The 11998-nt window shown below is 37.4% G+C and carries 11 protein-coding genes; 3 read left to right on the top strand and 8 right to left on the bottom strand.

Going from position 1 to position 11998, the window contains the following annotated elements:
* The 4 genes from N3F66_13190 to N3F66_13205 all read right to left on the bottom strand — a co-directional run.
* A partial coding sequence (locus tag N3F66_13190; GenBank protein MCX8125099.1) for an efflux RND transporter permease subunit occupies positions 1-1526 on the bottom strand: 1526 nt, incomplete at its 3' end.
* A 30-nt stretch (positions 1527-1556) separates the two neighbouring features.
* Positions 1557-2477: an efflux RND transporter periplasmic adaptor subunit gene (locus N3F66_13195; protein MCX8125100.1), complete on the bottom strand. Its 921-nt coding sequence runs from the start codon at positions 2475-2477 to the stop codon at positions 1557-1559.
* Positions 2478-2495: 18 nt separating this feature from the next.
* Positions 2496-3947, bottom strand: a complete 1452-nt coding sequence (locus N3F66_13200) for a TolC family protein (GenBank protein ID MCX8125101.1) — start codon at positions 3945-3947, stop codon at positions 2496-2498.
* Positions 3931-4668 carry a TetR/AcrR family transcriptional regulator gene (locus N3F66_13205; GenBank protein ID MCX8125102.1) on the bottom strand — a complete coding sequence of 246 codons (738 nt, stop codon included), beginning with the start codon at positions 4666-4668 and terminating at the stop codon, positions 3931-3933. Before N3F66_13205 ends, N3F66_13200 begins: the two co-directional genes overlap by 17 nt.
* 235 nt (positions 4669-4903) lie before the next feature.
* Here N3F66_13205 and N3F66_13210 point away from each other — a divergent pair, with 235 nt between their 5' ends.
* Positions 4904-6061: a 1-acyl-sn-glycerol-3-phosphate acyltransferase gene (locus N3F66_13210; GenBank protein ID MCX8125103.1), complete on the top strand. Its 1158-nt coding sequence runs from the start codon at positions 4904-4906 to the stop codon at positions 6059-6061.
* 162 nt (positions 6062-6223) lie between these two features.
* On the opposite strand, the gene N3F66_13215 is transcribed toward N3F66_13210, so the two are convergent.
* From N3F66_13215 to N3F66_13225, 3 genes are read right to left on the bottom strand one after another with little or no spacing between them, the layout of a single operon-like run.
* A complete protein-coding gene (locus tag N3F66_13215; protein ID MCX8125104.1) occupies positions 6224-6592 on the bottom strand; it encodes a hypothetical protein in 369 nt (122 codons plus the stop codon).
* A gap of 36 nt (positions 6593-6628) precedes the next feature.
* Complete coding sequence (locus N3F66_13220; protein MCX8125105.1) at positions 6629-7939, bottom strand: ATP-dependent 6-phosphofructokinase; 1311 nt, start codon at positions 7937-7939, stop codon at positions 6629-6631.
* Positions 7940-7954: 15 nt separating this feature from the next.
* Positions 7955-9391, bottom strand: coding sequence for a diadenylate cyclase (locus tag N3F66_13225; GenBank protein ID MCX8125106.1), 1437 nt, complete (start codon positions 9389-9391; stop codon positions 7955-7957).
* Positions 9392-9606: 215 nt separating this feature from the next.
* Here N3F66_13225 and N3F66_13230 point away from each other — a divergent pair, with 215 nt between their 5' ends.
* Together N3F66_13230 and N3F66_13235 are read left to right on the top strand one after the other, a co-directional pair.
* On the top strand, positions 9607-10935 hold the full coding sequence (locus N3F66_13230; GenBank protein ID MCX8125107.1) for a glycoside hydrolase family 1 protein: 1329 nt from the start codon (positions 9607-9609) through the stop codon (positions 10933-10935).
* Between the two features lie 72 nt (positions 10936-11007).
* Complete coding sequence (locus tag N3F66_13235; GenBank protein ID MCX8125108.1) at positions 11008-11586, top strand: molybdenum cofactor guanylyltransferase; 579 nt, start codon at positions 11008-11010, stop codon at positions 11584-11586.
* A 4-nt stretch (positions 11587-11590) separates the two neighbouring features.
* On the opposite strand, the gene N3F66_13240 is transcribed toward N3F66_13235, so the two are convergent.
* A partial coding sequence (locus tag N3F66_13240) for a hypothetical protein (protein ID MCX8125109.1) occupies positions 11591-11998 on the bottom strand: 408 nt, incomplete at its 5' end.

An 11998-nucleotide genomic window follows, 5' to 3' on the forward strand; every position in this document is an offset into this window, starting at 1 on the left:
CTTGTTTCAAACAGTGGTTGTAAAAATGACAATCTGCCTGTATATACATGTTCAACACGAGGGATAAATTTTGCAGCAAGCATTGGAACAAGTGACAGTGCAACTACCAATGAGCTTAGCATTGAAAACGTTATTGTCAGTATCATATCCTTAAATAATTGCACCGCAAGACCCTGGCTGAAGAGGAAGGGGATAAACACAACAAGATTGGTAAGTGTGGATGCAGTGATTGCCATACCCATTTCATCAGTACCAAGTTTTGAAGCTTCATTAGGACGGGCACCTTTTTCCCTGTATCTGAATATATTATCAACTACTACAATGGAGTTATCAATAAGCATCCCAACACCTATGGCAAGTCCACCCATTGACATCATGTTAAGCGACAGATCAAAGAAATACATCAACACAAATGAAGTGATAATTGAAACAGGAATAGACAAACCCATAATAAGCGAAGCACGGACATTACGTAATATAACAAGAACAACAAGGATTGCAATTAATGCTCCCTCAATAGCATTTTTCAGCATATTCTGTATTGATAATTCAATGAATTCAGCAGCATTATAAAATGGCTTAATATCCATTCCTTTAGGAAGTGTCTTGCGCACTTCTTCAACCTTCTTTAAAATATTGCGTGCAACAATTACAGTATTTTTATCTGACTGTTTTTGGATTCGTAAAATAACACCATTCTCTCCATTAAGCCTCACAATCTCTTTAACATCAGCAGGTGCAAGATATACCCGCGCAATATCCTTAACATAAATAGGTGTTCCATTTTTTACCGTGACAACAACATTGCGTATATCATCCAACGATTTAAATTCGCCCTGGGTTCGCAATGTGTACTTCATATACGGCGTTTTAACATCACCACCAGCAATATTGAGGTTTTCAGCTGCTAAAAGCTGTATTATCTGGTCAATAGTGAGTTTATATGCATCTATCCTGTTTTTAATAAGCTCAACCTTAACCTCATAGCTCTGACCCCCACTGACATACGCTGCAGCTACACCATCAGTTTGTTCAAAAAGACTTTTGAGATTATCCTCTGCATATTTTTTTACATACGCTAAATCCTTAGGGCCGGTCACTGATAGCATGATTATTGGCATCATGGAAACATCAAATTTGAGAACAACCGGATTTTTAACATCTTCGGGTAAAAACCTTTTGCGTATATCAATACGTTCACGGATATCACTTACTGCAAGGCCCATGTCAGTGCCCCACACAAATTTAGCAACAATCATCGACAGGCCTTCTTTAGATGTTGATGTAATTGTATCGATATTATTGACTGATGCTATTGCTTCTTCTAATGGCTGGGTTACTGTACTTTCAATTTCTTTGGGACCCACATTTGGGTATTCAGTAAACACCACCACCACTGGGAATTCAATGTCAGGGAAAAGGTCCAGAGGGATTTTTACATAACTTATTATCGCTACCACTATAATAGCTATATACAGCATAACCGTTGTTATTGGACGCTGAACAGATATATCAGTAATCTTCATAAAAGACTCCTTGCCAGGATAGTAATGATGTTATTTTTTTTCTTCCATATACAGCAACAGTTTATCACCATGGCCCACATTCTCTTTTCCTAATGTTACCACCACATCACCCTCATTAACCCCAGAAATAACTTCTGTGACATCTCGTAATGTAAAACCTGGTTTTATGGTTTGTTTAAATGCTTTATTATCTATTACTTTGTATACATAATAATTGCCGGAGCTATCGCTTAAAATGCTATCTACCGGAATAACTACTGCATTTTTAACTTCTCCCATTTGTATCTGAATATCAGCAAACATTCCATGGCGCAGCTTAAGCTCAGGGTTATCGATAAGTATGCGCACCTCCTGAGTTCTGCTAGCTGCATCCAGCACTGCATTTTTGCGGTACACCGTTCCATAAAAATATGTGTTGGGATAAGCATCAACACGCACTTTTGCCTTCATACCTATCTGCACCATGTTGATCTGTTCTTCAATAAGCTGAGCTACTGCTTCAACCTGATTCATAGTAACTACCTGGGCAAGTGGCGTTTGTGGGCTAATTGACATACCTCTGTCAACCATAACGGTACCTACATACCCAGTAAGTGGCGATTCCACAACTGCTGGCATATACTCCATCCCTACTATATCTCTATCCACCCTGAACAGCACCTGCCCTTTTTTTACAAACTGTCCTTCTTTTACAAGGATCTCCATAACCTTGCCCGGTACCTGTGAAAACACATTCACAACCTCTTTGCCAACAATATCGCCACTTAAATTCAGGGTTTTTGTTATATCCATTCGAACAGCTTTTGCAGCTTTTACCGGTATTACACGCTCTTCTTCAACCACCTTTTTGGGATTGATTTTATTTGCAACATACACCACCAGCCTATAGGCTGCAATAATTGCTATAATAATAACAACAACTGTAAGTATTGTTTTTGTTCCCCTTTTCATAGTAATTCTCCCACCAAATTAATAAATCTTGAAATAATCCACCCCAATTGCCTTATTCAATTCTGCCTGCGATACTTTATAATCATACAAAGCCTGTATGTATAAGGTCTTTGCCTGGATTAATGCCACATTTGCTTCTAAAAATTTTGAGTTATCAATAATACCATTTCTGAACTGCAATGTTGCAGTTTTCAATGACTCCTGGGCCGTTTCAACGTTTCCCTGTTGCGAATATAATGAGTTTGATGCTGATTTAAGTTTTAGAAAGCCTCGCTGGATATCAAGCCGCACACTTTTCACAAAATCCTGCAGTTGCAAGTCAAGCTGATTTGCCTGGCTTTCCAGCTGTTTTGCTTTTGCATGCGAAGAATTAATAGGTGATAATGCTCCCCACTGGTAAGTAGCACCAAACGTAATCATCCAATGATCATTCCATCCCTTAGGGGCAAAGCTTTCAGACATTGCCTGGCTCATTGCTTGTAAAATTGGATCTATTGCTGGATTGCCTGTTGGCGTAAAACCACCATTTTCTTTTGAAATGGATTTACTTGATCCGTAATTTCCACTCACAAATAAGCTAGGCCACAAGTAAACCGACGATGCAGCATCTGATGCATACTCCAATGCTTTTTTGCTATGCGACAGTTGCAATAATTCAGGCCTGTTTTTAAGTGACAGGCCAACAAGTTCCTTTATAAGAGCTATCTCCTGTTGCTCTTCAAGTGAAAGGTATTGCAAATCTTCATTGCTTACCTGAAGCACTGATTCATCAAGTTCAACTGGCTCATTTATATCCCTGTTTAATTGTATGTTGAAGGAAGCACACACTGTCAGGTAATCATTCCTAGCATTGATAAGCTGTGTCTTTTCATTATTATATGCAACTTTTGCGCGCAAAAAATCTAACTTTGAAAAGGTTCCTTTCTGATATCCAACAGTTACTACACGTAGGTTTTCCTCCAGTGCTTTAAGTGCTTCCTGGTGCATGGTTATTAGTTCTTTAGTCAGAAGTATCTGATAATAAAGGCGAAGTGTAGTTATTATAGTATTGGCTTTAATTGACCGCGCTTCATATTCACTGGCAATGTATCCGTTGCGTGAAGCCTGCAGGCTGTTATAAAATGCACCTGGATTAATTGCTATCTGTCCGCTTATAATCTTCACATCATACTGACCTGCTATCTGCGACTGAAATCCTGACTCATACCATTGCCGTGTATAGGCAACATCAGTAGAAAGCTGTGGCCACAGCATTCCCCAGCTTTCACGTACTTTATACCTGTTTTCTTCAACTTTAAGGAGAGCAGCTTTATATGTATTATTACTTTCAATTGCTAATTTAATTGCCTGCTGTAAAGTAAGAGGTTGTGCAACTATATACGTTGTACCACAAAGTAATACAACAATATTAAAAACTACCACTGTGATAATAAACGTATGGATAAATTTCTTTTTATTTTGATAATTCATATCGCACTCCCTGGGCACTTTTAAGTTTATCAATAATACCATGTAATTTATTCTTCAAATCTTCATTTATGTGAGGCAAAGCAAAAAGCTTACCAGCAGGTGTCAGTGCCTTAAAAGTAGCAGTTAATGTATATTCAAATAATCTTTTTGCATCATCACCACCATAGAAACGCCCATACCATGGGGTATCCTTTAAATACTGCTTGTTGTTTTCAAACGATATCACAAAATTAACCAGATTGAATACTATCAAAAATGGGTCACTTGTTTCAAAATACCCTTCTTCAATTCCCTGTTGAATGATTTGGGTAATGCGGTCTAGTTTTGGGTACAGATATTCAATCAAAAGCTTTTTGAATGAATCCCCGCCTTCTGCAATTTCCCAGGATATAATACGGTTTGTTTCCGGATCTACCGCATCATGATGCAAATATACCAGTATATAAATTGCTACATATAATGCTTCAGGGGGCGTTAAAGTATGGTCTTTAAAATATTCTTCAATTATCAAAGCTTCATCGTGATGGAATAAAAATTCCAGTACTTCACGGTATAATCTTTCCTTACTTGAAAAATAATAATGTATCAGCGCTTGATTAACCCCTGCACGCTTTGCTATTGAATTCATCCTGGCTCCACTATACCCTCTTTCAGCAAATTCTTGTTTTGCAGCTTTCAATATAATATCACGGGTTTCTTTTGAATATTTAAATGAGTCCATTTATCACCTTATTCATTATTATGAGCGATAGCTCATAAAATTAACTATTTTATTTAACCAAAAAATTTAATCATTTAGTTAAATTTAGTACACACTGATAATCACGTCAATATTTTTTATTAAATTAAAACGAAAAATTTTTCAAAATTCATTTTTCATATAAAGAGATTGACATTGAATTTGACACAATATATTTTTAATTTACTCTAGAGTTTTGTATATTCAAGGACTAGTTATGAACCATTCCAACGGCATAATCTACGAATTTTTTATATTATGTTTTAAGATTGCCTCAAAACTCATGCGCCATAGACCACACCTTAAAGGGAGAGAATTTTTACAATCCATCCCCGACCTTGTTATATTTACACCAACTCACGACAGTTACTTTGAGGTACCTTCTTTATCAAAAGTATACTATGCTTTGAAGCCAAGGCCACATTTTGTGGTTATGGCAAAAAAGGATTTTTTAAGCGGTTACTATCTGTCATCAAATTTTGGAAGAAAGAATAAAATTGCCTATTATCTATTGTATTTATTGGACAGAACTGGACTTCCTAAAGCTTTTTTCAAAAAAATGAAACTCATTGATATCCCACGCCCTTTTATTGAAGATTTTCAAAACAAGGATGCAATGAAATCCGAAATATCCGCACAGATGGCAAAACTGAAGGAATCAATTTACAGCGGCTTTTCCACTCTGATATTCCCTGAAGGTACAACATGGGGGTTTGGAGGTCTTAAAAATTTACGGAGCGGCATTTTCCAGTTGGTTGACAGTACCTATCGCCATTTTCAAAAAAAGCTCTATATACTGCCAATAAATGTCAAGGTTGACAGATGTATAGCTGGCAAAAAGGATATTTTCATTAACGTAGGCAAGCCAGTTTTTATCTTAGATGATAAAGAAAATTTTTTGAAGAAAGTATCACATATTTTAAAAAGCCTGCACACTATAACGTTCAGCCAGATTGCCTCAGCCTACCTGCAGCGAGTGTCAATGGCTTTTGAAGAAATTGATAAAGCGATAGCTCTAAAAAAAGAAGAAATTGCATCACATCTAGATGCCATAATCAATGAATTTATAGAACTCGTTAAAGAAGGTAAACTTCCCAACATTGACGAATATCTCAATGACAATGGTTACCGGCATAAAAAATTAAAACGCTTTTTGAAATTTTGTATTAAGAAGGGATATATTGAAAAGAAAAACGATTTTTATATTATTAATACTAAAAAGGTGTTAGCTTCATTTCCAATTAAATCATATCGTAAAGAAAATCCCGTGGGGTTTACTGCAAATGAATTGTTATCAATAGATTACACTTCCATAGTAGCCATATACCAAAAATACTGTAATTATACTAACACCACAGCATTGCAGGTACAATAAAGTATTATTGTATTCAATGGATATTATTAACCCACGTTTAATCACTTCTTTAAGATTCTGCTGCACTTCAGGCGTTGATAACAAATTTTTTAGTAACCCTGGATCAAGGCTGTAAAACAGTGCAACTGATGTAAGTAATATTACCACTGCCAGCCACCGTGTCTATATACCCGCGGTTCTTCTGAACAGATAAACAGCTATTATAACCAGCACTACTGGAGCAACTAATCCTGCCGGCATACGTATAGTTTTCACAGATATACTGATAAATTTTTTAATGAATGGGACTATATCAATTATTACATTTTTATGAATAACATACAGGGCTACCATTGTAACTATCAGTGCTAACCATGATGCTATTTTTGTAAAAACACCCTCTGTTCTGTATACCTCATAGATTATAGCGGGGATAATACCTATAGCTATAACAAGAGGAATAGATTGCCATATACCAATAATGCTTCCTACAATAGCTATTACTGTGATGATTCCACAAATAATTGGAGCATGTTGATATTCTTTAGCCACGGCAAACCTCCTAATAAAATAAATTAAAATATCATATTATTGATTTATCATCTCTGATGGCTGCCCCGTTGCATCAAGTACGCTGCTGTAAAAACGTGAACGTGGATCAATACGCTTGCGCTGCGAAATTGCCACTTCAATTGGAACATGTGTATAGATATTGCTCCACTGCCCAATAACCAGATCAGTTTTGCCTGCCATACCTGCATGCACAGCGTTTTGCCCAAGCAGCGTACAGTAGATGGAATCGTTGGGTACCGCGGGTGCACTGCGGATCATGTAGCTTGGGTCAATATATTTGAGATTTATCTCTATACCTTTTTTGTCAAAATATTCCTGTATTTTTTCTTTGAGATAAATCCCTATATCTGCAAGCTTTACATTGCCCGATGCATCATACTTTTTTTCAGTATCTTTTTGTAAAATTTCCTGCCCTGCTCCTTCAGCCACACATATAACCGCATGCCCTCTTTTTTTCAAACGATCTTCCAAATGTGCACATAAGCCATTTGGTCCCTCAATATCAAAAGGCACCTCAGGTACTAATACAAAATTAACATCATTGCTTGCAAGTGCAGCATTAGCCGCTATAAATCCTGAATGGCGCCCCATAAGTTTTACCAATCCAATTCCATTTGGTGCCCCTTCGGCCTCGGTATGTGCAGCGTAAATAGCATCTACTGCAATTGAAAACGCTGTTTCAAAACCAAAGGAGCGCTGTATAAAACTGATATCGTTATCTATGGTTTTGGGAATTCCCACCACTGCAAGCTTCAAATTCCGTTTCTCTGCAATCACTGCTATATCATGTGCACCGCGCAATGTTCCATCACCACCAATAGTATATAAAATGTTCACACCAAGTTTTTCCAGGGTATCTACCAGCCTGTCCATATCCTTTGTTCCACCCCTGGATGAGCCCAATATACTGCCGCCTTGCATGTGTATTGATTTTACAAAATCTGGTGTCAGTTGAACTGGTTTATAATTATAATCTGGATTGAGCCCATTATAGCCGTAGGGTATACCAATAATATCCTTTACACCATACCCATAGTATGATTCCATAACCAATGACCGGATTACATCATTTATCCCTGGGCACAACCCTCCACAGCTGACAATAGCCACTTTAGTGTTCTCGGGATTGAAGAAAATTTTCTGCCGTGGACCTGCGGCTTCAAAGCTTTCAATATGCTCACCTCCTTTTGGAGGATTTTTGCCAATAAAGGCATTGAAACGGACACGAATATCATCACTTACAAATGTTGCATCCCGCTGCCCGTATTTTTTCAGTAATGGTGAATCAATTGTGCAAGGACCTAAATTTTTTATAGTTGTTGGCATGTACTGCTCCTGTAACTATTTTTTGTGAATGTATATCATCACAGTAACATCTGGCCAATTAGATGTATCAAGAGGATATACCCCTTGTGGTGCAACTATTTTAGTTGATAGTTTAATGCTCTGCTGCAAAGTACTAACATATATTGGTATAGTAGTCAAATATATATTTTCCGGGTTTTCAAGATCTGTTGTATACAGAACAGGTATCTTTGAAGGGTTGACATCTATGGAAGTAATTTCATATCCTTGTGGCACTGATCCCACTATCTGAGGCTTAATCTCAACATCACGCTGTTCCATTGTATGCAACATCAGATTGAACTGAGATGGGTCAATATCCACAATATGTACTTCATCCGGCACATTAAAATTTTTACGCTGTAAATTTACCAGATGCTCGCCAGGAGAAATATTCGAAAGGTCAACAAAAGCTTTTAGTTCATACGGCTGGATACTTTCCATCTCGCTAACGGTTCCTGATAATGATATGCGCACTGTCTGCGGCTTTTGGCCAATAATTACCATCTTAGGTGGCAAACTGTACTGTATTGGGATTGTATACGTTCGCTGTACCACCTGACTGGCATTTATAACTATAGCAAGCCATATACAGCTACCTACAAGTAAACTAAAAAAAGCTTCTGCTAGGCGAATACTTTTTGATCTACGTTTTGATGAAACAGGAAACAATCCACTAATATTTTGGAGATGATTTTTTATTTCAGCTTGTATTTTTTCTTCATTCTCAGCAGGTATATATGAACCATTATGAAAGATAGATACCGTCCCTCTTTCTTCTGATACTGTAATAATCAGCGCATCACAAATCTCTGATAACCCCAATGAGGCATGATGCCGTGTTCCAAATCTATAATCCAGCTTTTCAGATGAAGATAATGGGAGCCTGTAACCAAAGCCAACTATCTTACCGTTTTCTACAAGCATAGCCCCATCATGGCCAGGCGAATGAGGATCAAAAATACTTACAATGAGCGGCACACTCACCTCAGCATTAATTGTAAAGCCGCCATGAATTTTGTTCCCAACATCATCCTTCCCTGGTATAACAATTATTGCTCCCCATCGTCGCTGTGCAAGTGTATGCACTGCATGAGCTATTTCATTTATAAATCCGGATGATTGTTTAAGAAGTTTTTTTATTCGGAATGCAGAGGCTGTCCTTTCAAAGATTTTTCTAATTTCGGGCTGAAAGATTATGATCAAAGCAATCAGTGCAATATTGCTCACATTGTTAAACACCCATTCAACCCCGGGGAGTCTGATAAAACGCGCCACAAGATAAAATAATAATGCAACAACAATACCAAGACCTATACGCCATGAACCCGAGGAACGCAGAGTTGTGTAGAACAAAAATACAATAAATGATAGAATGGGAATATCAATTAAACTGCGCCAGTCTAATAATGTTACTAGTGTCTGAATATTCATATTTTTGCTTCTTTCTTAATTGAAAGTATTTTTTTCACAAAAGAAATTTTATGCAATTACTTTTTTACACTATGATTCAAAGAAACAAAATTTGTTACAGTAACTATCGCTATATTTATTTTTTTATTGATTTTTACTATCATGAAATATTTATTAAAGCTCAAGGCAGATATGTATAGTAGTTATCAAATACAATAAATGTAAGGAGATAGTATATGTCATCAAAACATAATGAAATACAATTCCCAAAGGGGTTTTTATGGGGCACAGCTACTGCTGCCCATCAGATAGAAGGCGGGAACACCAACAACAACTGGTGGCTATTTGAAAAGTCAGGAAAAATAAAAAACAACGATAGTGCACTGGTTGCATGCGACCACTGGAATCGATACAAACAGGATTTTGACCTTTTGAAAAAACTCAACTGTAATGCATACCGAATGTCAATTGAATGGTCGCGCATTTTTCCGCAACCAGGCATACTGGACAAAAAGGCACTTGACCACTATCAAAAAATGATTGATGAGCTTTTAAAACGCAAAATTACGCCATTTGTTACGCTGCTTCACTTTACATTGCCCATATGGTGGTTTAATGAAGGTGGCCTGCTTAATCGCGATAAAAAACATTTAGAACATTTTGCCCAATTCTGCCGTGTTTTGGCAACCACATTCAAAGGAAAAGTCAAATTCTGGAATACAATTAATGAACCAAGCATTGTCATGCTGGGATACATCACCGACATGTTTGCACCTGGTGAAAAAAACCTAATTAAGGCAGTAAAAGCACTTGGCACTGTTATGCTCATGCATGCTATCGCATATCATACAATAAAATCTGTAGACCGCGATGCTAAAATTGGGATAGTCCATAATGTGCAAATACCCATGCCATATAATCCAAAAAGCTTTCTTGACAATCTGCTGGCAAAATTTGTCGATTATCTTTTCAACGGTGCTGTCATTAGAGCCTTGAAAAAAGGCAAGCTACCATTTCAGTTATTTAGCACTCATAACCAACTTATAAACTCTAATGATTTTATTGGCCTTAATTTTTATAACTTTTTACGGGTTTCTCTTAAACTAAAAGACATTGCTACATCGTCAACCGACAACCCTGTATGTGGGCATGATAAACTATGTGCAGGCCTTGGCTGGGAGCCTTATCCCGAAGGTTTTTACCTTGCTATTAAGCGATTACACCAGGCATTTCCCAATTTACCACTCTACATTACTGAAAATGGCATTGGTACTGATAATGATGCCTGGAGGCAGAATGTGCTCATTGATCACCTCACAATGATGGCCAAGGCAATTCAGGAAGGAGTTGATATCAAAGGCTATTTTCACTGGTCCTTAATTGACAATTTTGAATGGGCTCAAGGGTATATGTCGCGATTTGGGCTGGTACATGTTGATTTCAAATCACAGAAACGGACGATAAAGCCAAGCGGCAAACTGTATGCCCAGATTGCAAAGGCAAATGCCCTGAAAGCTTCAATACTTAAAAAATTTCCTCAAGATATTTACAGGCCACAATTCTGAATTAAGAATACAGTGGTGAGGGTATAATACATATCCTCACCTATCGAATTGTCAAATACGATAATATAAACCATGGAAGCAATTGAAGCATTTATCCTTGCAGGTGGGAAAAGCAGCCGTTTTGGCAGCGACAAGACACTGCATCAGTTTGGCGGTAAACCATTAATAGAGCACGTTACTGACAGACTGCAAGGGCTGTTTCACTCAATTTCAATTGTTGCCAATGATAGTAATAAATATAACTATCTTGCAATCCCTGTATATTCTGATATTATACCCGGGCTTGGTCCACTTGGTGGTATCTATACGGCGTTGCAGCGTTCTGCAACTTATTATATTTTTGTATGCGCTGCCGACATGCCATTTTTAAATCAGGAATTTATTACGTTTATGCTGCAAATTCCACGTATCTATGATTGCATTATTCCCCGTTGGAAAGGCAACACCGAACCTCTCCATGCTATCTACTCAAAACGTTGCATCCCTCACATTGAAACACTTATACAGAATAAAACCTATAAGATCAGCTACCTTTTTGAAAAAGTTGTAATGCGCTATATCGATGACGATGAACTTATCGTATATACCGAAGACCCTTCACAGCTTTTCTATAATATAAACAGGCCCGGGGACATTCATCCTTTTCAATAATTCTTCAATAATTCCAGCCCAATATCCCAAACGCAAGCACATTCATTGTGATTGGTACTGCATAAATAATAGACACTGCCAGTATCTTCTTTTTAATTGTCGAAAGTCCTACAACAACAATTGCAAAGAAAAAGAAATGAAAATACCCAAACAAAAAGATAAGCCACACTCCTTTAAAAGAAAGGTTCCAATATTCATATTCCCATACCAGATGCCCTCCAATGTTAAGCAAACATTCCACAAACACGCAGAACGCTGCATACACAATAGCCCAGAACCATTTTTCAGGAATGCCAAGAATTTTAATGTTTTTGCCGGTGAGAGTATGGTAAAAAATAATCCCCAGAAGTGTAAACATGAACATTATCTCAATATTCCAACCAACCATTGTACGCAACGCAGTATCCCCGGG

It is taken from the genome of Spirochaetota bacterium (assembly GCA_026414805.1).
Lineage (GTDB): Bacteria > Spirochaetota > UBA4802 > UBA4802 > UB4802 > UBA4802.

Excerpts from the sequence above, each read along its gene's own strand:
- N3F66_13220 (MCX8125105.1), bottom strand. The coding sequence starts at position 7,939 with ATGCCAACAACTATAAAAAATTTAGGTCCTTGCACAATTGATTCACCA.
- N3F66_13225 (MCX8125106.1), bottom strand. The coding sequence starts at position 9,391 with ATGAATATTCAGACACTAGTAACATTATTAGACTGGCGCAGTTTAATT.
- N3F66_13205 (MCX8125102.1), bottom strand. The coding sequence starts at position 4,668 with ATGGACTCATTTAAATATTCAAAAGAAACCCGTGATATTATATTGAAA.
- N3F66_13210 (MCX8125103.1), top strand. The coding sequence starts at position 4,904 with ATGAACCATTCCAACGGCATAATCTACGAATTTTTTATATTATGTTTT.
- N3F66_13235 (MCX8125108.1), top strand. The coding sequence starts at position 11,008 with ATGGAAGCAATTGAAGCATTTATCCTTGCAGGTGGGAAAAGCAGCCGT.
- N3F66_13200 (MCX8125101.1), bottom strand. The coding sequence starts at position 3,947 with ATGAATTATCAAAATAAAAAGAAATTTATCCATACGTTTATTATCACA.
- N3F66_13230 (MCX8125107.1), top strand. The coding sequence starts at position 9,607 with ATGTCATCAAAACATAATGAAATACAATTCCCAAAGGGGTTTTTATGG.
- N3F66_13195 (MCX8125100.1), bottom strand. The coding sequence starts at position 2,477 with ATGAAAAGGGGAACAAAAACAATACTTACAGTTGTTGTTATTATTATA.